The organism is Nostoc sp. JL23, assembly GCF_017115065.1.
In the GTDB taxonomy this organism is placed as follows: Bacteria; Cyanobacteriota; Cyanobacteriia; order Cyanobacteriales; family Nostocaceae; genus Nostoc; species Nostoc punctiforme_A.
Genome location: NZ_JABXKN010000126.1, coordinates 123,117 through 145,314 on the forward strand (window position 1 = coordinate 123,117; position 22,198 = coordinate 145,314).

Annotated in this window: 19 protein-coding genes and 2 tRNA genes; 11 read left to right on the forward strand and 10 right to left on the reverse strand. The window is 42.7% G+C overall.

Annotation, left to right across the window (positions count from 1 at the left end; translation table 11 throughout):
* Nucleotides 1–42 precede the first annotated feature (42 nt).
* The gene (locus HWQ42_RS25975; protein WP_292817111.1) at nt 43–1,296 is read left to right on the forward strand and encodes a glycoside hydrolase family 10 protein; all 1,254 of its coding nucleotides are present in this window, start codon (nt 43–45) and stop codon (nt 1,294–1,296) included.
* 70 nt (nt 1,297–1,366) lie between these two features.
* On the opposite strand, the gene HWQ42_RS25980 is transcribed toward HWQ42_RS25975, so the two are convergent.
* From HWQ42_RS25980 to HWQ42_RS25990, 3 genes are all read right to left on the reverse strand, one after another.
* Nucleotides 1,367–2,848, reverse strand: a complete 1,482-nt coding sequence (locus HWQ42_RS25980; protein WP_292736858.1) for a site-2 protease family protein — start codon at nt 2,846–2,848, stop codon at nt 1,367–1,369.
* A 465-nt stretch (nt 2,849–3,313) separates the two neighbouring features.
* Nucleotides 3,314–4,336: a spore photoproduct lyase family protein gene (locus tag HWQ42_RS25985; RefSeq protein WP_292817112.1), complete on the reverse strand. Its 1,023-nt coding sequence runs from the start codon at nt 4,334–4,336 to the stop codon at nt 3,314–3,316.
* Nucleotides 4,337–4,439: 103 nt separating this feature from the next.
* Nucleotides 4,440–4,796: a hypothetical protein gene (locus tag HWQ42_RS25990; protein ID WP_104900334.1), complete on the reverse strand. Its 357-nt coding sequence runs from the start codon at nt 4,794–4,796 to the stop codon at nt 4,440–4,442.
* 512 nt (nt 4,797–5,308) lie between these two features.
* Between HWQ42_RS25990 and HWQ42_RS25995 the strand changes: the two genes are divergently transcribed.
* From HWQ42_RS25995 to HWQ42_RS26005, 3 genes are all read left to right on the forward strand, one after another.
* The gene (locus HWQ42_RS25995) at nt 5,309–6,139 is read left to right on the forward strand and encodes a metallophosphoesterase (protein WP_292817093.1); all 831 of its coding nucleotides are present in this window, start codon (nt 5,309–5,311) and stop codon (nt 6,137–6,139) included.
* A gap of 217 nt (nt 6,140–6,356) precedes the next feature.
* Nucleotides 6,357–7,190: a metallophosphoesterase gene (locus HWQ42_RS26000; protein ID WP_292817094.1), complete on the forward strand. Its 834-nt coding sequence runs from the start codon at nt 6,357–6,359 to the stop codon at nt 7,188–7,190.
* Nucleotides 7,191–7,346: 156 nt separating this feature from the next.
* On the forward strand, nt 7,347–7,472 hold the full coding sequence (locus tag HWQ42_RS26005; RefSeq protein WP_292736867.1) for a hypothetical protein: 126 nt from the start codon (nt 7,347–7,349) through the stop codon (nt 7,470–7,472).
* A gap of 288 nt (nt 7,473–7,760) precedes the next feature.
* Here HWQ42_RS26005 and HWQ42_RS26010 read toward each other — a convergent pair whose 3' ends face one another.
* Nucleotides 7,761–8,489, reverse strand: a complete 729-nt coding sequence (locus tag HWQ42_RS26010; RefSeq protein WP_292817095.1) for a hypothetical protein — start codon at nt 8,487–8,489, stop codon at nt 7,761–7,763.
* A gap of 374 nt (nt 8,490–8,863) precedes the next feature.
* Entirely contained in the window at nt 8,864–9,475 is a 612-nt protein-coding gene (locus HWQ42_RS26015) for a DnaJ domain-containing protein (RefSeq protein WP_292817096.1), read from the reverse strand.
* A 29-nt stretch (nt 9,476–9,504) separates the two neighbouring features.
* On the opposite strand from HWQ42_RS26015, the gene HWQ42_RS26020 reads away from it, so the two are divergent.
* The 5 genes from HWQ42_RS26020 (at nt 9,505) to trxA (ending at nt 13,628) form a co-directional block, all read left to right on the forward strand.
* On the forward strand, nt 9,505–10,602 hold the full coding sequence (locus HWQ42_RS26020) for a tocopherol cyclase family protein (RefSeq protein WP_292817097.1): 1,098 nt from the start codon (nt 9,505–9,507) through the stop codon (nt 10,600–10,602).
* A gap of 33 nt (nt 10,603–10,635) precedes the next feature.
* Nucleotides 10,636–10,709, forward strand: a tRNA-Arg gene (locus HWQ42_RS26025).
* 410 nt (nt 10,710–11,119) lie between these two features.
* Nucleotides 11,120–11,650 (forward strand): YdcF family protein, encoded by a 531-nt coding sequence (locus HWQ42_RS26030; RefSeq protein ID WP_292736879.1) that lies wholly within the window; start codon nt 11,120–11,122, stop codon nt 11,648–11,650.
* A 150-nt stretch (nt 11,651–11,800) separates the two neighbouring features.
* Nucleotides 11,801–12,964, forward strand: a complete 1,164-nt coding sequence (locus HWQ42_RS26035) for a GuaB3 family IMP dehydrogenase-related protein (RefSeq protein WP_292817098.1) — start codon at nt 11,801–11,803, stop codon at nt 12,962–12,964.
* A 340-nt stretch (nt 12,965–13,304) separates the two neighbouring features.
* Entirely contained in the window at nt 13,305–13,628 is a 324-nt protein-coding gene (gene trxA, locus HWQ42_RS26040; RefSeq protein ID WP_104909616.1) for a thioredoxin, read from the forward strand.
* 148 nt (nt 13,629–13,776) lie between these two features.
* Here trxA and HWQ42_RS26045 read toward each other — a convergent pair whose 3' ends face one another.
* A complete protein-coding gene (locus HWQ42_RS26045) occupies nt 13,777–14,370 on the reverse strand; it encodes a MarC family protein (RefSeq protein ID WP_292817099.1) in 594 nt (197 codons plus the stop codon).
* A gap of 210 nt (nt 14,371–14,580) precedes the next feature.
* Here HWQ42_RS26045 and HWQ42_RS26050 point away from each other — a divergent pair, with 210 nt between their 5' ends.
* The gene (locus HWQ42_RS26050) at nt 14,581–15,393 is read left to right on the forward strand and encodes a carbon-nitrogen hydrolase family protein (protein WP_292817100.1); all 813 of its coding nucleotides are present in this window, start codon (nt 14,581–14,583) and stop codon (nt 15,391–15,393) included.
* A 216-nt stretch (nt 15,394–15,609) separates the two neighbouring features.
* On the opposite strand, the gene fba is transcribed toward HWQ42_RS26050, so the two are convergent.
* The 4 genes from fba to pdhA all read right to left on the reverse strand — a co-directional run bounded on the left by fba (nt 15,610) and on the right by pdhA (nt 19,137).
* The gene (fba, locus tag HWQ42_RS26055; RefSeq protein WP_094346179.1) at nt 15,610–16,689 is read right to left on the reverse strand and encodes a class II fructose-bisphosphate aldolase; all 1,080 of its coding nucleotides are present in this window, start codon (nt 16,687–16,689) and stop codon (nt 15,610–15,612) included.
* A gap of 322 nt (nt 16,690–17,011) precedes the next feature.
* Nucleotides 17,012–17,083 (reverse strand) — tRNA-Lys (locus HWQ42_RS26060).
* 61 nt (nt 17,084–17,144) lie between these two features.
* Nucleotides 17,145–18,014: an aldose epimerase gene (locus tag HWQ42_RS26065; RefSeq protein WP_292817101.1), complete on the reverse strand. Its 870-nt coding sequence runs from the start codon at nt 18,012–18,014 to the stop codon at nt 17,145–17,147.
* An 88-nt stretch (nt 18,015–18,102) separates the two neighbouring features.
* The gene (gene pdhA, locus HWQ42_RS26070; protein WP_094348061.1) at nt 18,103–19,137 is read right to left on the reverse strand and encodes a pyruvate dehydrogenase (acetyl-transferring) E1 component subunit alpha; all 1,035 of its coding nucleotides are present in this window, start codon (nt 19,135–19,137) and stop codon (nt 18,103–18,105) included.
* A 769-nt stretch (nt 19,138–19,906) separates the two neighbouring features.
* On the opposite strand from pdhA, the gene HWQ42_RS26075 reads away from it, so the two are divergent.
* Nucleotides 19,907–22,198, forward strand: a complete 2,292-nt coding sequence (locus HWQ42_RS26075; RefSeq protein WP_292817102.1) for an IMS domain-containing protein — start codon at nt 19,907–19,909, stop codon at nt 22,196–22,198.

The following is a 22,198-nucleotide window of genomic DNA, read 5'->3' on the forward strand; positions in this document are numbered from 1 at the left end:
ATACCGATGTTTTCTTCAGTAATACAGACATTTTAAATAATGATGAAAAGGTTTGTAAAGTGGTGTGTTGAGTTTCCTTCTTGGTGGAATCTTCGCCAAAGTAGAAAGTCTCTTGTGTTTGTCGTTATGCTGACCTTAAGCATGGTGGCTACGATGATGTTGTCGTTCCCATCGAACGCTCAAATTAATCTGCCGTCAACGCCAAAATCTGAGTTAAGAGGGGTGTGGTTAACAAATATTGATAGTGATGTGTTATTTGAGCGCGATCGCCTCAAGGGATCTTTGCAACGCCTTGATGAACTCAATTTTAATACTATATATCCGGCGGTTTGGAATTGGGGATATACATTGTATCCTAGCAAAGTTGCACTAAAAGTTATCGGGCGATCACTCGATCCCACACCCGGACTCAAAGGGCGAGATATCCTCAAAGAAATTGTCGATGTGGGACATCAAAAAGGGTTAACAGTGATTCCCTGGTTTGAATTTGGCTTCATGGCACCAGCAGATTCTCTATTAGCTAAAAATCGTCCCCAATGGCTCACTAGTCGCAGTGATGGGACTCGGATTGTCAAAGAAGGGACACATAATCGCGTTTGGCTAAATCCTTTTCGCCCAGAAGTACAACAATTTATTCAAGATTTAATCGTTGAAATTGTTAGAAACTACAATATTGATGGGATTCAATTTGATGACCATTTTGGCTTACCATCAGAATTAGGTTACGATGCCTATACAGTAGCACTTTACAAACAAGAACACCGAGGAAAAGCTCCCTCCAAAGACTCCAAAGATCCAGAATGGGTGCGTTGGAGAGCTAACAAAATTACTGAGTTTATGAAACGGGTATTTACAGCTATTAAAGCTACTAAAAAAAATTGCTTGGTTTCTGTTGCTCCTAATCCTCAACGTTTTTCTTATGACTTCTTTTTAGCAGACTGGCAGAAGTGGGAACGGCTGGGAATTATTGAAGACTTAGTTTTGCAGATATATCGGGATGACTTGAATGTTTTTGTGAGCGAATTAGAGTATCCAGAAGTGAAAGCAGCAAAAACCCATATTCCAGTGAGCGTGGGAATTTTAGCTGGGTTGAAAAACCGATCTATACCGATGCAACAGATTCAGACACAAGTCCAAAAAGTACGCGATCGCAATTTTGCTGGAGTCTCTTTCTTTTTCTATGAAACCCTCTGGAATATGAGCAAAGAAAAGCTTCAAGAACGTCAAACTGGCTTCCAGAAAATTTTCCCTACACCAACAGCTTACCCGAATTTGCTAGCAGGTTGGAAACCTTAGAAATGTTGGGAGTGAGGAGATAGGCAGAATTCTTCAAACTCCTAACTCCTAACTTAGCACTCAGCACTCTCTATCCTATTCCTAAACGCCCAGCCAAACCGGGAGTTAGGGGTAGAAGCGTGGTAATCATCAAGAATAGAGCCAAAAGCCCCAAAGCAGCTCTAGCATCATCCGGTTCAGTGATTTCATTTAAGCTGGGGCGTTCTTGATCTCGTTGCAAAAAGAAAATCACGATCGCCCAATACATGGCAATCATATTACCGAGAGACACTAGCGCTAGTAAAATTAAAGTTGCGATCGTTGCTCGTCCTGCGGTTTTGCGTCCATAAATCGCCTGAACAATCCGCCCACCATCTAGTTGTCCTGCGGGCATTAAGTTCAAAGCGGTAATTACTAACCCCAGCCAACCAATCACCACTAGGGGATGAACACTTACCAAGGGTGACTGCAACGCCGAACCAAGAACAACTCGCGCCAAACTTCCCACTAAAATCGACCCTTGGAAAAACTGATTGGGCAATTGAAATAAACTACCTGGGTGAGAAAGCAGCAAGCCTGTCACCAACATTAACAAAGAGACAATACCACCTGCGGCTGGCCCTGCCAAGGCGATATCAAATAATACCTTGCGGTTGGGCAACAGAGACTCAAAGCGGGTAATTGCACCAAAAGAACCAATTTGCACTGCGGGTAGAAAAAAGGGCCAGCTAAGGCGAATTTGGTGACGCTGTGCAAGTAACCAATGACCAATTTCGTGAGCTACTAAAATCGAAAATATTCCAGCGCCTATAGGCAAAGCTTCTTGAAACCGTCCTGGATTGCCAAAAAAATCAAAATTCAGCAGTAATCCCGCAGCTTCTAAATTAGTAGCAATGGTTGCTATCAACAGAATACCTGCAAAAGCTTTTTGCGATAACAACATCGGCCGAGGATCGTTGCGGCTGGGTAGGACAATCACCACAGGCCTACCATCTGTGTTTTCCACTAAAAATAGGCGATATCGATCGCCAAGGCGTTGCCGTAAACTTGCAGTTAGACGGTTGTGAGTCTCTTCTGCTTCTCCCCGCAAATTGCCTTTGAAAATGGCTCCATCTTGGTAGGCGATGGTTTCTGTGGCAAAAAACGTATCGATACCGAAAATGCCTTTAATTGCATTCAAGTCATCTTCCGGTATTGGCGGAATCTCCGCTTTGAGTTCTGCTGCTGTTGGTTGTGGGGAATTTGCTTCAATTAAGGAAGCAGCAGCAAGCCTTTCTGTTGCGCGTTGCTTGAGGATGTCATCTTGCCCAGCTGCGCGTAATTGTTTGCCCAAGTAGATGTACAATCCAGCGGAAGTCACTATTAAGAACAATATACCCGCTATATTGACGTAAATCCCTGCGGCAAACAATCCAAAAAACAGGAGCCAGGGAGTCATCAACACCACCGACTGTAACCAGGCTAAGATTCCCAGCTTACCAAAAGGTCTGGCGCGATAAAAGCCCCAGCCTAAAATGCCTAAAGCTACCAGTAGGATTGCCGCCAGGATAGAAGTTTCTGATAAAGTAAACATCTCCAAACCTTTGCTATTGAGACTAAGCCAGAACAAGTCCGGTATTGCAGATACACTTATTAATTTATAACGCCGCCTGTCGTCTGCCAAAATTATCTCGCTTTGAATGGGCGTAGCCAAACTCAGGTAGGTGTAAGTCGAACTTGTAAGTAGTCAGACATAATTAATTACACAATGTCATTGCGAACGGAGTGAAGCAATCCCAGCCCTTGCGATTGCTTCGCTTCTCTACGAGACGCTCCACGAACGCTCGCAATGACTGTAAATATTTTTGTCCAATTACTTAATAGCTCTATTTACAGCAGATTTCATCTTGGTGCAGTAGACAAACTAGGTTTTAAAGGTAAGAAACCATTTATATGTGTTACGGCTTTAACCTGAAAAGAGAGCGATCGCATAATATATCAATCGCTCTCTTAACCAAATAATTAATTTGCTCAAACTCTATATGAGCGAAGTAGCCTTCTAAGTCCAATAAAGAATTTCAGCATTTGGAAAGCGCCTACTAATCTCAGTCTCAAAAAAGCTACGCAATGCCTTCATTGTGTCTTTCTCGTAAACGTACTTCGTCCCACCAAACTTATTACGCTTGACACTGCGTTTTGCCTCATCCATCTCTAATTTGGATTGCGGATACCAAGTTTGTAACACTTCTTTTGACCCTGGTGTGAACCGATGCGAGATTAATTCAAAGGTAAGGTTACAGTCAAAATCCAGTGCCTCGTTTATCTGGTCAAACAAACGACTATAGTGCATTTGCCAATCGTCTATCGGCATAATTGGCGCGATAACTAAGCCTATTGGATAACCGCCACCGCCACGCTCTTGTGGTAGCGCCAACCGTCGCAATGCATTCAGCCTAGATGCTATGGATGCCGTGCCACCTTCAAACTTACCAGAAATCGGTGCGGCATTAACGCTCATCCGACAGCGAGTATGCCCATTGTGTGGTAAATCGAGTAATCCATCCACAGCATCAAACTTCGATACCCAACGTAAATGTGCATTGGTACGAGTGCCAAAGTAACGGATACATTCAGCAAGACTTCCAGTTAAATGCTCAATACCCAAGGGGTCTGTGTAACAGCTAACTTCAAAACTTGTGGTTTTTCCCTGTTGCTCGTAGTTAGCTGAGTTCTCTAATATCTGCGGTAAATTGGCAAAAGCACGAATTACAGGTGGCCCCGATAAGCTACCAGCTAGGTAGCAGTATTGACAATGAGCCGGACAACCTTCGGCAATGTGAAACTGCCAATCCGCAGAAGGTGGGATCGGACTCAGTTTAAAAGAACTGGGTGGTGCAGTAACCACCGCTAAGGTACGCTTGGCGATGTTGTAAGTATCCCGCTCAGATTCACCGCGCAGACCCTTCAGGCGGTTCTGTGATAATTCTTCTATTGGTAAGTTGAGTGACTGCACACGTGCAAGAATCTGCTGACCCCAAACTTCATCTAGGGCAGCAGGTGTAAACAGTACCCGTTCAGGTATCCACAACTTTGGCAATTTTGTTTGTGTATCTGATACTGAAACTTGGTCTGTAATTGTATTCAGCAATATCTTTCTCCGTTATTTAGTTTGCTGATTTCTGCAATTAATTTTCCAGGACTTGCTTAATTCGTCGTTCTAACAAATCAAGATCCAAACTGCCTTCATCACGGTTAATTCGACGCACAGTGGAATTAACATTAGCCAAATTAACCAATAAATCTTGAAGAATTTCCTGCTGCTGACGGGCTTGAGTAACTTCGCGTGGTTCCTGTACTAAATCACGCACGATGGTATCTTCAGCGCGAGAGGCGATAATTGGATCGTTTTGCCCTTGAACGTGAACAAAGGTTCGTCGCCCTGGGCCTCGCTCCTCTTCTATTGGTATAACTGCTGTTACTTGGTCAGAACGCACATATTTGCCAAATCCCAAATGGACTAGCTCTGATGAGAGTATTTTCATATAATTGAAGCGTTATTTTTATGTCTTACTTATATTATAAAATCTAGAAAAGTGACTTAAAGCTATAGACTATACGGGTTGTACCCAATTAAAAGTAGTAGTTTCCTTTCCCAATAGCTAGTTGATATTTCTGTGTAAGTTACACTATTTTTACCAGCTTTCGGGTTTGTTCTAGGGTTTCACCAAGATCAATAAACTGGAGTTTTAGGTTAAAGTCCTAAGCTCGACTGTATCCATTTTTGATTTAATTACGCAGCGTAAACAGCAATATCTCTCAAACGCTCAAAGTAGGGGTACGATCGGCTATGCCTACGCAGACTAACTCTAATATTAATTAGTATTTTTTTACAAAATAATTTAGTAGTAATTTTGTTGTTGATTTGAATAAGTATAAATACACTAAAATCTACAGCTTTCATAAAATTTTCAATAACTTGCACTAGTCACTACACACAAACCAACAATGTTCAGTTAAGCTGTAAGCGCTATGATTGAGCTTTATTGAACGTTTTATGCATTGGTTGTTATCTGGGCCGTTGAGTACAGAAGCATTGACGGTTAACATTGCAGGGTTGCCTGCATCGTTACAAGGTAAAAAGCTGGTGCAGTTGTCAGATTTTCACTACGATGGTTTGCGGCTGTCGGAAGAAATGTTAGAAAAAGCGATCGCAGTGACTAACGAAGCTAAACCAGATTTAATTTTATTAACTGGTGACTACGTAACTGACGATCCGTCGCCAATTCAACAACTGGTACTTAGACTCAAGCATCTGCAAAGTCGCTATGGTGTCTATGCTATTCTTGGCAATCACGATATACATTACAGACAGGCAAAAATAGAAGTTACAGAAGCCCTTACTAGCATTGGAATTCACGTCCTTTGGAACGAAATTGCCTATCCACTAGGAAAAGAATTACCACTCGTTGGACTGGCTGATTATTGGTCACGGGAATTTCACCCTGCACCAGTTATGAACCAGCTAAACCCTGACACACCCTGCATCGTTTTATCCCACAACCCAGATACTGCGGAGATATTACAAACATGGCGAGTTGATTTACAATTATCTGGTCATACTCACGGTGGTCAAATCGTGATTCCCGGAATTGGCCCTGCGGCGTTGTTTTACGAAAAGCTTGTAAAAAAAATACCCAGAAAAGTGCGGCGTCGATTCCCATTTTTAGAGGTAAATGTTTCTGTAGTCAAGCATTGGGAATGGGCGCAAGGTTTGCATCGGGTAGGTAAAAATCAGCTATATGTCAATCGTGGTTTGGGAACTTACCTCCCAGGACGCTTATTTTGCCCTCCAGAAGTTACTATAATCACCCTACAAGGTGAGTAGGTAATTCCAAATTCAAAAAAAAGAACGCAATTTCAGCAGGTACTCTGGCTAATGAGTGCCTGCAAACTCAGGCATAATCTGCTTACTTTCATCGCAAAATTTAAATCCATGAATTAATTGTATCTGAAGTAGATGACATAAATTATTGCATTTTATCAAGTTACATTTTTATTTTTGATAAGCTATAAGCGCTGGTATGAGGAGTATCGGTTAACTTATGCATTGGTTGTTTACAGGACATTTAAGAGTAGATAAAATAACGGTTAAGATTGCGAAACTTCCTGCATCTTTACAAGGTACAACGTTAGTACAGTTGTCAGATTTTCACTATGATGGTTTGCGACTGTCGGAAGAGATGTTAGAAAAAGCGATCGCACTTACTAACGAAGCTGAACCAGATTTAATTCTATTAACTGGTGACTACGTAACTGACGATCCCACACCAATTCACCAATTGGTACTTCGACTCAAGCATCTGCAAAGTCGCTGTGGTATCTACGCCGTACTTGGGAACCACGATATCTATTACAGCCACTCCAAAGTAGAAGTTACACAAGCTTTAACTAGCATTGGGGTTCACGTACTTTGGAATGAAATCGCCTATCCACTAGGAAAAGAATTACCACTAGTAGGACTAGCTGATTATTGGTCACGAGAATTCTACCCCGCACCAGTTATGAATCAACTAGACTCGATGACACCGCGCATTGTTTTATCCCATAACCCAGATACAGCCAAGATATTGCAACAATGGCGCGTAGATTTGCAACTATCTGGTCATACCCACGGTGGTCACATCGTAATTCCCGGCATTGGTCCTGTAGTACTCTATTATAAAAAGCTGCTCAAACAAATTCCCAAAAAATTGCGAAGTTGGCTAACATTTTGCTTAGGAGACTGCTCGAAAGTAGTCCGATATTGGGAGTGGGCGCAAGGGTTTCACAAGGTGGGAAAAAATCAACTATATGTCAATCGTGGTTTAGGAACTTATAAACCAGGACGCTTATTTTGTCCGCCTGAAGTGACTGTAATTACTTTAATTGGTCATTAGTCATTAGTCATTAGTTTAAACAAAGGACAAAGGACAGCCTTAACTGATCAGAGTGCAATTTCAAATGCATAACACTCAAAGCAGAAACCGCCTGAAGCTACGATGGATAAATCTCAATAGCTTGGGGCGGTTCCTTGAAGATTGGAGAATTCAGAAATGACTAACTTAAAATTTGGTGGACAGTATTCGCGATCGCTTTACTCAGAATTGCACATCCTTACATTCCAACTAGGCAGGCATTTTCTGGCTGTGCGTTCTAAAACCTCCAAAACAACTCATTGAACTTAAGGCAAAAACCCATTCAACGGATGCCACAACAAAAAGAGCGATCGCGAGAAGATTAGAGCAGGAGGCACAGGCTCTAACTTGAAAGTTTTTGTTTAACTTTTAACCTGTTTGTACCTTGGTCTTAATCTAGCATTGTGTTTGTTTAGCTACAAGACACCTTTACTAAACTTGAATACCATTAATTTATCGCAACAATTCAGAAATATTGCTTAAAAATTGTCCCACTTGCTAATGTTGGCATTCACGCCAATATTATCAAGTGGGCTGAAAGTTCAGAGGCCTTTACTGACCAGAACCGCTATTAGATTTACTGTTTGACTGGTCTACTCCTTGAGGTGTAGTACTTTTAGAAGTGTCACTTTTCGTACCAGGAGCGACAGTATTAGTAGAACTATCGTTCTGCGAAGCCGGAGTATTAGTAGTTGGACTCGTCGCCGGACTTTGTGTCGCTTTAGGGGCTGGCTGGGTTACAGAAGGTGCTTTTTCTGCCGCAGGCTGCTGGGGCGGAATAGTAATGTTAATATCCGGTTGGCGAGGTGCAGAGGGAGGTGTAACTTGCTGTTGGGGAACAGGAACAGCAACAGGTACAGGTACTTCCCTAGTTCTTTCGATTATCGTTGTTTGTGGTTGAGGAGATGCACTGGGAGTTGGACTACTCTTACTCGGTACAGGAACCACGACCGGCACAGCATTGTTAACCGCTGCGTTATTCTGCTGGTTGAAGTACCAAACCCCACCTATAACCAAACCAAGTAGGGAAGTAATGACAATACCTAACAGCAAACCACCACTAGCATTGTTTTCATCACGCTGGGCTAAATCTGCTTGATTGCTACGCTCAACACTTCGACCTTGTACATAACCGTTGGTGTAAGAGTTAGGATTAGCTGCGTTGTTCTTTACTGTTTCACTGGTTCGCGTGAAGTCAGTGTGAGTATTGCCATTAATATCAGTGTAAGATTCTTGCTTGACTTCACTGTTTTTACTTTCGGGTTCATTGGGAATAGACATAGCTGTTGATTTCACTCCTCGATATGATGTTGACAAACTAAAAACTTTGTAAAAACAAGAGGTTTTACTGAGTTGAAAAATATATGTTGCTGATAAGGGCTGAGTTTTATTTGCTACGCGACTGTTGGTGATTCTCAGGATAACCTCTGAGATCGGCAAGTGGCTCTATCTGTAGGAAGTTAATACTTAATCAAGAGAAAGAGTGTCCCAAAGATGGATGTTATTATACTGGTAGATGATGAATTGATAAAAAAGATCGCTCATACTAAGAAATCAGTAGCAAATCTTACTACATTTAGTATTCCCAGATATAAGTATTATCTAACTCTAGGTCTGGTGTCGCCGCCTGAAGTGTCTTAAACTATATTCGCTACTTATCTCCAACGCCGATTTAGCCGCAGTAAACTTTTTATCCTCTGACAAAATCTTTCTAACAGAGGTCTAGGTTTTGATACATATCTAGGTGAGCGCGATCTACGTGCAGCACCCGGATTGCTTAACTCTTCTTCTATTTGCGCAGCTTTATTTAAATCTGAAGCGGCTCTATATTCGTATCCCAATTGTGAGCAAACTAGCCCACGATATTTATACGCGTCAATATAGTGAGGATTGAGACGAATTGCGTGGGTAAAATCTGCGATCGCATCCTCATATCTTCCTTGTGTAGCATTTTCTACCCCTAAAGTGTAGAAAGTTTCTGCATCCCAACGATTGACAGATATTTTTGGGGGATTTTTAGGCGAAGATGAAGATGGATTTTCAGGAATAGGAGGCTCAGATGGAATTTCAGATTTGAGCCTGTTGTAAGCTGCGTTGATTGATTTGATTTTTTCCTCAGCTTCCTGTTTTTGCTTTTGATCGACAAAGCGATCGGGATGCCAAATTTTCACCAGTTTACGGTAAGTTCGCTTCACCTGTACTTGAGAGGCACCGGGTTTCAGCCCAAGAATTTCATAAGCATCATTGATATCAAAGACATCGCGCATACTGAAAAAATCGGCAACTATCTAAACCTATGTTAACTATTCCCAAAAATCCTCTCCAATCAATCCAAACGCCCCATTCTGGTTATCACTGGGATGGCAGTAGCCGCCGCTTCTTTGAGGGCTGGTATTACCGCGTCACTTTGCCGGAAATTGGGCAAACATTCGCCTTTATGTACTCCATTGAAGATCCCATCGGCGGTAAACCTTACAGCGGCGGTGCAGCCCAAATCCTCGGCCCGGATGATGAGTATCTCTGCCGTACTTTTCCTAATGTCAACAAATTTTGGGGTAGTCGGGATGTTTTGGGTTTAGGTCATTGGGGTAAAAATAATTTGCAAGTTTCTCCCTTATACCTCCTGCCAGCAGAGTTTGAATATCATGTCCAAGAAGGATATCAAGCTACAGCCACCTTGAATCAGGGAATAATTCGCGATCGCGCCACCAATAATTATTGCCGTTGGCAGTATGAAATTCAACCAGTATACGGTTGGGGCAATCAAAATGGCATTCAGCAATCAACTGCTGGCTGGCTGTCATTTTTGCAGATTTTTGAACCTGGATGGCAAATTTTGATGGCTCACGGTTTAGCCAGTGGGAAAATTGACTGGAATGGCAAAATCTACGAATTCACTAACGCCCCAGCCTACGGCGAGAAAAATTGGGGTGGTGCTTTTCCTCAGAAATGGTTTTGGATAAATTGTAATTGCTTCGAGGGCGAACCCGACTTAGCATTAACTGCTGGCGGCGGGCGACGGGGTGTGCTGTGGTGGATGGAATCTGTAGCGATGATTGGACTGCACTATCAAGGCAAATTTTATGAGTTTGTTCCCTGGAATTCACAAGTAGAGTGGGAAATTCAGCCTTGGGGGAGATGGCAAATGAAAGCTAGCAATTCTAGTTATGAAATTGAATTAACAGGAACCACAGATTTACCTGGTACACCTCTACGTGCGCCGACAGCAGAAGGTTTAAGATACTGTTGCCGGGACACCATGCAAGGAAAACTAAATTTAGAGTTACGAGAACTAAATGGCAGAAAATCTAAAATAATTCTAAAAGCCGAAAGTTTTCTTTGTGGTTTAGAAGTAGGCGGCGGCTCTTGGGATAATTTTTGGCAGTCTCCCTAAAACTACTGCTATAATTATATATGCTTCGCAGTTGGGGTTGTAGCTCAGTTGGATAGAGCGGACGCCTCCTAAGCGTCAGGTCGTGCGTTCAAGTCGCACCAGTCCCGTTATGTTCAGACAATTCATATATACAGCAATTAATATGGTAAGAGCATTGCTGTGCCCCTAATAGTGGTACGCCTGTTCGCCCAAGTCGGGATATCCGCCCACGCGACTAGCTGCTGATTCCGTGCATTTGAGAACTAATATATAAAGTGGTTAAAACCCTTTGATGAATCGTCCGATATCGGTTAGGATAATCCATCAATTATGAGGAATAACTCCAGGCACGCTTAATCGCGCTGCTACATAAAAACCAACCAAATTTATATTTGGGCAAAATTTGGGCAGATTCTTGGGAAGTTTGCTACTCTACTATCAATTGTTTTTTCTTATAGCCAGAGAAAATTGTGTACTAAGTAAATTAAGTTATTGAGCCTTGAATAAGCTACTGTTTACAAATAAATCTTTTCGTTTTATGGCTTTTGTCCTACCAATATTTATGTGGTGGGGATACAAAGAAGTACAAAACCAATTTGTGCAGCCGCAAGCAGTTGTAGTGTTAGGTGGTTCAACGAGACATTTAGAGCGAGAAAAATTTACAGCCAAATTCGTTCGCGAGCATCCAAATATACCGATTTGGATTACAGGCGGCAGTCCACGTACATTCACCCAAAGAGTGTTTACCAAAGCTGGTGTTGATCCTCAACGTTTACACTTGGATTATGAAGCAGTAGATACAGTTACTAATTTTACTACTTTGGTAGATGATTTGCAAGCTCGCGGCATTAAGAGCGTTTATTTGATTACTTCCGACTTCCACATGCGCCGGGCTTGTGTCATTGGCGAAATTATTTTAGGTAGTCGGGGCATTTATTTAAAACCAGTGCCAGTTCCTTCCGAAAAACCCCCTGAATCTATCGAGAAATCTATTCGTGATGGAGCTAGAGCGGTAATTTGGTTAGCAACTGGTTACACTGGTGTGGATGCCGCTAAAAATAAACGGTAAATCCAACTAATTTTGGATTTTTAATCAGTCAAAATCCAAATGACTAATGACAACCGTCACTAGTCACTTATATGGTTCGGGAAAAAAAACACCCCAAATTTCCCCACAATTTGATACCCTAGCTTAAACAGATTTGAGTAAAGTTAAAGCGTGGAAATTCAACTTGGGCGGGGAAAAACAGCTCGCAGAGCTTACGGAATAGATGAAATTGCTCTAGCCCCTGGTAATAGAACACTAGACCCCAGTTTGGCAGATACTAAGTGGCGTATTGGCAATATTGAGCGAGAAATCCCGATAATTGCTAGTGCTATGGATGGCGTAGTAGATGTTCGTATGGCTGTACGTTTGTCACAGTTAGGAGCATTAGGTGTCCTCAATTTAGAGGGGATTCAAACTCGCTATGCCAACCCAGAGCCAATATTAGATCGGATTACCTCTGTGGGGAAAGATGAATTTGTTGCCCTCATGCAAGAACTCTATGCCGAACCAATAAAACCGGAATTAATTGAACAACGTATTCAGGAAATAAAACAACAAGGTGGCATTGCAGCAGTGAGTGCGACTCCAGCCGGTGCAAGTAAATACGGTGAGGCAGTGGCAAAAGCTGGAGCAGATTTATTTTTTGTCCAAGCTACGGTAGTTTCTACTGCACATCTGTCACCAGAGTCTTTAGTACCACTCGATTTAGCAGAATTTTGTCGTTCCATGCCCATTCCCGTGGTGTTGGGGAATTGTGTAACTTACGAAGTCACGTTGAATTTATTGAAAGCTGGGGCAGCTGGGGTATTGGTGGGAATTGGACCTGGTGCGGCTTGTACTTCTCGTGGGGTATTGGGTGTGGGTGTGCCACAGGCAACTGCGATCGCAGATTGTGCCGCAGCACGAGATGATTACTATAACGAAACTGGCAACTATATCCCCATTATTGCTGATGGCGGTTTAATCACCGGTGGCGACATTTGCAAATGCATCGCCTGTGGTGCTGATGGTGTGATGATTGGCTCCCCCTTTGCCAGAGCCGCAGAAGCCCCAGGACGAGGTTATCATTGGGGTATGGCGACTCCTAGCCCAGTCTTGCCCCGTGGCACCCGGATTCGCGTTGCCACCACTGGTAGCCTAGAGCAAATACTCATTGGCCCAGCAGGACTAGATGATGGCACTCACAATCTTTTAGGAGCCTTAAAGACCAGCATGGGTACTTTGGGAGTGAAAAATATTAAAGAAATGCAGCAGGTAGAAGTTGTGATTGCACCTTCTTTATTAACCGAGGGCAAAGTTTACCAAAAAGCTCAACAATTAGGTATGGGGAAATAGAATTTGCGACTGGGGACTGGGGACTGGGTACTGGAAAAGAGTTATTTTAATCCTAATTCCTAATCTCTAATCTCCAATAATCCTTCAATAAATTTTTCTGGCCCCTAAACAATTGCTGGAAAAATCCGATATGTCGCTTACAATAGAGATAGCGGAGACGCATGTTTCCGTTCACTCCTCACACCACACTCCGCCCGGACTACTGTTCGGGCGGTTCCTTATGTTTATAAATAAATTCTAGAGCTTCTTTGCAAATGTACATCCTCGCACTCCCAAGCTGAGGTTTTTGCTATGGTAGAATTTTCACCAAGTTCAGATATTATTGGCGAAGGTTTTAGGCATGTCAACAGCCGCACAAGTTACCGATTCTAGTTTCAAGCAAGAAGTACTCGACAGCGATGTACCAGTTTTAGTTGACTTTTGGGCACCCTGGTGCGGACCATGCCGTATGGTAGCTCCTGTTGTCGATGAAATCTCCGAACAGTACAAAGGTCAAATAAAGGTCGTAAAAGTCAACACAGATGAAAATCCTAATGTTGCTAGTCAGTATGGCATCCGCAGCATTCCCACATTAATGATTTTTAAGGGTGGACAAAAAGTCGATATGGTGGTTGGCGCCGTGCCTAAAACTACATTAGCTTCCACTCTCGAAAAGCATCTTTGAAACTCAACCGGCAATAAAATCCTCTTGAGTTATCCATTTTGTTCTAACTTTAAGTTAATTTTCATAAACAAGTTTGAGAGGCACGAATTTTCTATCTCTCAAGCTTGTTTACATTTGTATACAGTTCCAGAATATTTTTAGGAGTTTTCTAGCTCAAAAACAACTCCCTAATTCCCGTACTACCAATTTCTACTGCTAGCGCCGCTAACAGAAAACCCAAAAGTTGAGTCACAATTATTCCACCTTCTGCACCAATCCACTGGTCAATCAGATTTGCTAAACGCAAAATCAACCAAGTGGTAAACATTGCCCCTAAGATACCCACCGCCACAGCAATATGCGGACTCTGGGATTTCGACATCAGCAACATCACCGTCGTCAAAGTCCCCGGCCCTGCTAGCAGTGGTAAAGCGAGTGGAGTAATTGCGACATCGCGTCCTTCTTCAATAATCGGCTGATCTAATTCTCCCCGCAGCATTTGCAAAGCAATTAACAGCAACAATAGTCCTCCTGCTACTCGCAAAGAGCCGATACTGATTTCCAAGTAATTTAAAATTATTTGCCCTGCAAAGGCAAATAGCAAAAGAACTGCGATCGCAATGATAATTGCTTTATCTATAACTTTGTTTCTTTGGTCTGGCATCATGCCCTTAGTCAAAACTAAAACAATCGGTATATTGCCTATAGCATCCGCCAAGACAAACACAGCGATAAATGTTTGAATGAGAATAGAAATATCCACTGGAGATAGCCTTTATCAGGGTTTGATCGCAAACCTAATCTTTATCTTGCTCAGTTTACTAGAATCCAGAGGAAGATTAAAAGCAGCAGTAAAACAAATCTGTTAAAGAAAAGGAACCTGATGGATTTCTAATTAAGTTCCACAGATTTTGAAGTAGCGATATATTTTGATAATCTATCTTCCATAAATCAACTGTTTGTTGTTGAATCTATGAAGTCTTATTTAGCCGCCGCTATTCAATTGACCAGTGTGCCCGATTTACATAAAAATTTGGCACAGGCAGAAGAATTAATAGAGCTTGCCGTGCGTCAAGGAGCTGAATTGGTAGGTTTGCCAGAAAACTTTTCCTATATGGGAGAAGAAAAAGATAAACTCGCACAAGGTGATGCGATCGCTCTTGAAAGTGAAAAATTTCTCAAAAAAATGGCTCAACGCTTTCAAGTTACGATCTTGGGCGGCAGCTTTCCCCTTCCTGTAGACAATACAGGTAAAGTTTATAACACCACTCTACTTATCGACCCCAGCGGTCAAGAACTTGCACGTTACTACAAAGTACACTTATTTGATGTTGATGTCCCCGACGGCAACACCTATCGGGAATCCAGCACTGTTGTGGCTGGTACTGAACTACCCCCGGTGTATTTCTCAGAAAAACTCGGTAATCTAGGGCTTTCTATTTGTTATGATGTCCGCTTCCCAGAACTGTATCGTCATCTAGCAGATAAGGGAGCCGATGTTATCTTTATTCCCGCCGCTTTTACCGCCTTTACAGGTAAAGACCACTGGCAAGTACTACTACAAGCCAGAGCCATCGAAAATACCGCCTACGTCATTGCTCCCGCCCAAACGGGGAATAACTACGCCCGTCGTCTAACCCACGGTCACGCGGTCATTATCGACCCTTGGGGTGTAATTTTAGCCGATGCTGGAGAGAAACCGGGAATTGCGATCGCAGAAATCAAACCTACTAGGCTAGAACAAGTCCGGCGTCAAATGCCCTCTTTACAACATCGGGTCTTCTAGGGACTAGAAAGTAGAGAGCAGGGGGAGCTGGGGAAGCAGGGGAGGCAGGGGGAGAGAAGTATTGCCCAATGCCCAATGCCCAATGCCCCATTCCCCATTCCCAGCCCTTATGAATACAACAAAAAACCGGGTAAATACCCGGTTTCTGACAACATTAAAACCCTCAGTTTTTGAGGAGCATAGCAATAATGCGCCCCAATTTATTTGTTGTCAAAGTTAAACTTTAGCAGCTGCTTTGGTAACAACGTTAAGTTCACCTTTAGCATACTTAGCAGCAAAATCTTCTAAAGAAATTTGCTTAATCTTGCTGGCGTTACCAGCTGTGCCAAATTGCTGATAGCGTTCAGCACAAACCTTCTGCATGTATGTAATAGAAGGCTTGAGGAAGTGACGGGGGTCAAACTCCTCTGGTTTTTTAGCCAAAGCTTCACGTACAGCAGCAGTAATAGCCAAACGGTTGTCGGTGTCGATGTTTACTTTACGTACACCACTCTTGATGCCTTTTTGGATTTCTTCTACAGGTACACCATAGGTTTCAGGAATTGCACCACCATATTGGTTAATCAGTGCAAGCAAATCTTCAGGTACAGAAGAAGAACCGTGCATTACCAAGTGGGTGTTAGGCAGACGGCGGTGAATTTCTTCAATGCGGCTGATGGCCAAAATTTCGCCAGTCGGCTTGCGGGTAAACTTGTAAGCACCGTGGCTAGTACCAATGGCAACAGCCAAAGCATCTACTTGGGTTGCTTCTACGAAGTCAACAGCTTCATCGGGGTCAGTTAACAGTTGAGAATGGTCGAGTGTACCTTCAAACCCGTGACCATCTTCAGCTTCACCAGCACCAGTTTCTAGAGAACCCAAACAACCGAGTTCACCTTCAACGCTGACACCCAAAGCATGAGCTACGTTTACAACTTCGCGGGTAACATTAACGTTGTACTCGAAGCTAGCGGGAGTTTTCGCATCAGCTTCTAAAGAACCATCCATCATCACGCTGGTGAAGTTGTTCTTAATTGCTGAGTAGCAAGTAGCAGGTGCATTACCATGATCTTGGTGCATGACAATGGGAATGTGAGGATAGGTTTCTACCGCTGCTAAAATCAGGTGGCGGAGGAAGTTTTCTCCTGCATAAGCACGAGCGCCGCGTGAAGCTTGTAAAATTACGGGGCTATCTGTCTCGACAGCAGCTTTCAGGATCGCCTGAATCTGCTCCAAATTGTTAACGTTGAAAGCTGGGATGCCGTAACCGTTTTCAGCTGCGTGATCCAACAGCAGCCGCAGTGGTACAAGCGCCATAGATAGTCCTCCTAATGTGGTTGTCAGCTAGTCGGTCTGAGAGAAGCGTAATCATTACGCTAAATCTTAAGAGTTTTTTCAACTTATAGGAAATTATAACTAGTGTGGTGTATCTATGTTGAAAAAGTTTACGCCATAGTTACTATAAATATGTTCTATACTTGCTCTCTACTGTTGTACTATGCCCCAGAGTTGCTCTGTATTGCTGTACATTTAGCTACCCTAGAATTAGTAGCTCTGGTATCCCATTATCCCAAATACTTCTTCCTGCAATTACAAAGAGGAGCGATCGCTTCTTTACATCATTTAATTAACTTCTATATGGGTCGCCCGGGATTCGAACCCGGAACTAATCGGTTAAAAGCCGAGTACTCTACCGTTGAGTTAGCGACCCTTTCGCTGCATTTCGCAACTTTGCAATCATAGCATATACATCTGTAGATTTGTAAAGGGGTTTAGAAAAAATTAGCAGTCAATCTTACAGATGCTGTATGGCTAGCTCCTGGTGCTAACACAGTCAGGTTATTACCAGTATTGAGAGAGTTACGAGTCGCACTCCAAGGTTCTAGACAGTAGAATTCTTTGCCTTTGACTGTCCAAAATACCAGGTAGGTATAGAAATCATCATAATCCAAAGTGAGTTTTAACTTCCGGCTGCGATCTATCGCGGTGGCCGATTGACTCGTTAGCTGTCCAAAGGCAAAATCAATTTCATCACGGCTAAAGTCAAAATTGCCGTCAAAAGAGTGAATTTCCTTAGTTTGATTGTCTTGATACTGCTTAGAAGGAATTTCAAGCTCTAACTGAGTTTTATCACCACACAAAAAGTAGGGATGGAAACCAGCCGAAAAGGGCATTGGTGTGGATGACAAGTTTTTATACTGCTGGCGAACTTCTAGGGTATTACCTTGAAGTTCGTAGGTGAAAGCTAGTTGAAAATCAAAAGGATAAACTGCCTTAGTTTGCTCATTGCTATCAAGGACAACAGTGAGACTAGCTTTATCTCCAGTTTCTTGTTCTGTTACTTTCCACGGCAATTCACGGGCAAAACCGTGTTGCTTGAGAGTATATTTTTGACCGTTATGAGTGTAAGTATTATCTGGTAGATTGCCACAAATAGGAAACAAAATTGGATTTCCACCTCTGACACTCAACTCAGGATGAGTAAAGCGTTCATTATCCAGGTAGAAAATTTCTTGCCCTTGAATGCGCCAACGGGTGATGATTCCACCGCGTTCGGGTACGACTTCCAATTGAGAACCAGCGGCTTCATCAGAAAGAATATAAGTCTTGTATTGTTGCTTTTGAACTGCAATGCTAAACACAAATTTTAGTCCTGGGTATAGGGATAGTTAGGAGTTGTGAATTAGGAGTTAACAATTCATAACTTCTAACTCCTAACTCCTAACTTTGTTATTCGTCTTCTGCAAACACGAAACGATATAACTCGCTGGGGTCTGGTTCAGGACTGCTTTCGGCAAACTTAACCGCCTCGTCGATTACGTCCTGAATTTTAAGGTCAATGGCTTTGATTTCTCCTGCATCTGCGAGATTTTGCTCTAGCAAATAAGCTGCCAACTTTTTAATTGGGTCACGGGCGAACCAAAATTCTTTTTCAGCTTTGCTTCGCATTTCATCTGGGTCAGCTAAGGAGTGACCCCGGAAGCGGTAGGTAAGCGCCTCAATTAATGTTGGACCTTCACCTGCACGGGCACGAGCGACGGCTTCTTGAGCGACGGCTCGGACTGCTAGAACATCCATACCATCTACTTCCACGCCCACCATGTTAAACACACTGGCTTTTTTATAAATCTCTGGCTGGGAAGTCGCCCGTTCGTGAGACATCCCAATGGCCCACTTATTATTTTCGACCACAAACAGAATTGGCAGTTTCCATAGGGCTGCCATATTTAGTGTCTCGAAAAACTGACCGTTGTTAGCAGCACCGTCGCCAAAAAAGCAAGCTGTCACTTGGTCAGCATTTTTATCTCCCAGCACTTCGCGGCGGTATTTGCTTTGAAAAGCCGCTCCCGCTGCTACAGGAATTCCCTCAGCCACAAAAGCATAGCCACCCAGCAAGCGATGTTCGGCAGAAAACATGTGCATCGAACCACCGCGCCCTTTGCTGCAACCTGTGGCTTTGCCAAATAATTCTGCCATTACCTCCCTTGCTGGTACTCCCGCACTCAGAGCATGAACGTGGTCGCGGTAAGTACTACAAACGTAATCTTCACCCGGTCGCATTGACTGCACAACACCACTGCAAACGGCTTCTTGACCGTTGTACAAATGGACAAAACCAAACATTTTGCCTCTGTAGTACATTTCAGCGCACTTGTCTTCAAACAAGCGCCCTAATACCATGTCCTCATACAACCGTAATCCTTCTTCTTTTGTAATATGCGTAGTGGCAGGATTAAATGTGGGTAAAGTACGCTCTTGAACCATTATTTTTGAGTATCCCTGTTGTACAACTTAAAGTTACGGTCTTAAATAAGTTGGTCTGATAACACCTCAGCTTTTAACAGGCTAGCGTTTGTAAGACTCAACAATCAAACTTTATTTATGCACCAAAAAAGGGTCTTAGGGAATAGCTGAATTTTTAATTTTTGATTTATTAACTTTTCAGCTCATACCCCGTGAGGATTTGACTTTAACGGCAATATCTGCCGCTTTAGGTTTTCTCTCTCACTATTCCCCTTCACAGACTAGCAATCAAGATAGACTGCTTTCTGCATATCCATTAACAATTTAAAAAAAAGTAGGCAAAAATCTATAATACCCAAATAGGTAATTGTAATGAAGGGTAAATTATGATATTATTTTCTTCTCCGGTTATCAGGGTAAATCCCCAATAGTTGGTATTTTTGTTACTGCATAGTGGGAAAGTCCCAAAAAAATCAATCATCAATAGATTCTTCCAACCACAACAATATATGCCGTGATTAAAAACGGTAGTTGTAGTTTGTGGTATCGAAAGCTGATAATAGTTGTGTTAAACAAAAATACTAAGAATTAAAACAAACAATTGAGGCTTTCTAGGCGAAAGCAAAAAATTAGTACTAAAATGTGACTCAAAATTTCGGGAAGGTACAAAACAAGTTGTTGCAATATACACTTGTAGAGTAAATTCTACACGGCATTTTTATGGCACGGTTTTACAGGCCTGGAACGCTCTAGGTGAATTATGTTGATCACGGTGCAGGGGAAGTAGGCTGTGCGAATTCCGCTAGATTACTACCGAATTTTAGGACTACCGTTAGCGGCAAGTGAAGAACAATTGCGACAGGCATACAGCGATCGCATTGTACAATTGCCGCGACGTGAGTATTCTCAGGCTGCAATTTCTTCTCGTAAACAACTCATAGAAGAAGCTTACGTGGTTTTATCAGATCCAAAACAACGCAGTACCTACGATCAGCTTTATCTTGCTCACGCCTATGACCCTGATAACCTTGCTGCTGCCGCAGTAGCACTGGAAAATCGTCCAGAAAGCACCAAAAGGGGTAGTGATACCCAGAGTTTGGGTATCGAAATTACTCAAGACGAGTTGGTTGGCGCTTTATTAATTTTGCAAGAGTTGGGGGAATATGAACTTGTACTAAAACTAGGTCGTCCGTACCTGGTAAATAAAAATGGTGCTACAAGTGCAAGAAAAGGCAATAATTTAGTAGACGAAGAAATACACGAAAGTGCTGAACATCCTGATGTTGTTCTCACTGTCGCCCTTGCTTGTCTAGAATTAGGTCGCGAACAGTGGCAACAAGGTCATTATGAAAATGCCGCCATATCTCTAGAAACTGGTCAAGAACTGCTAGTACGCGAAGGGTTGTTCTCCAGTGTCCAGGCGGAAATTCAGGCGGATCTTTATAAATTGCGACCATATCGAATTTTGGAGTTGCTGGCACTACCTCAAGAAAAGACTGCCGAACGAAGCCAAGGTTTGGAATTGTTGCAAAACCTCTTAGAAGATCGTGGCGGGATTGATGGCACGAACAATGATGACTCTGGTTTAAACATAGATGACTTTCTGCGGTTTATCCAGCAGTTACGCAACCACTTAACAGTCGCCGAGCAGCACAAGTTATTTGAAGCCCAAAGCAAACGTAATTCTGCTGTTGCCACTTACTTAGCTGTTTATGCCTTGATAGCGCGGGGATTTGCTCAACGGCAACCTGCTTTAATTCGTCAAGCAAGACAAATGCTCATACGTCTGGGCAAGCGCCAAGATGTACATTTAGAACAGTCTCTATGTGCTTTACTTTTAGGACAAACTGAAGAAGCAACTCGGGTTTTAGAACTTAGTCAGGAGTACGAAGCTTTAGCTTTTATTAGAGAAAAATCTCAAGACTCTCCAGATTTGTTACCAGGGCTGTGTCTATATGCAGAACAGTGGTTGCAACATGAAGTATTTCCCCATTTTCGAGATTTAGCAAACCAGCAAGCGTTTCTAAAAGATTACTTTGCTAACCGACAGGTACAAGCTTATTTAGAAGCACTGCCAACGGATGCAGAAACAACTAATGAGTGGGCTGTAATTAACCCCCAAAATTTTCCCCAGCCACAGACAAATAATTCCCCTTTCCCTAAAAATTCAACTAGGACTCCAAAGCAATTTAACCACAGCAGAACACCTGACCTAGATTTACCAGACACACCAGAACATTTAAACTTCTCACCACCAATGTGGAATTCATCTGGAAGTGTAAAATCAGAGGTTCCTGCTGCTGAACGAACGAGCAGAGGCACTAATCAGGATTTGAACGGTTCAGCTAAAAGTGCTACACCTGCTCATAACCAAAAGCGTCGGCGGAGAAAACCTACTCCATCTAATATCCGAGAGCGTGTACCGGATAATCGTCCCCATTCTCGGCGTCCTCGGCGGCGGCGAACTTTTGCTAACACCATAGAAGGGAAAACACGGCTGGTATGGAGAATATTTATTTCTTTAGTGAGTATTTTAGTTTTCTGGGTGTTAGCCACAGCTACTTTTGGATGGTTAAAAAATCTGTTTTTTCCTACACGATCTGTACCTCCTTCACAGTTGTTTGTACAAATAAATCAACCACCAATATCTATTCCCCCTCCAAATAGTCCACCAGAAGGACTAGATGGCCCTTTAACAGATACTGCGGCAGAGCAAATCATTCGCACTTGGCTATCTACTAAAGCCGAAGCTTTAGGGCCGAATCATGAGATTAATAATTTAGAGCAGATTCTAACTGGTTCAGCTTTGTCTCAATGGCGGGCGATCGCTCAACAGGCTAGGTCTGACAACCGCTACCGCAAGTACGAGCATAGCGTAAAGGTTGAATCTGTAGAGAAAATTGATTTATTCGCAGATCGTGCCGCAGTGGTAGCTACGGTAAAGGAAGCGACGCAGTTATATGAAAATGGTCAGTTTAAAAACTCTTCTAACGAGAATTTGCGAGTTCGGTATGATTTGATTCGACAACGAGGTAAATGGCTTATTCAGAGTGCATCTGTTGTGAATCAGATAATTAGATAA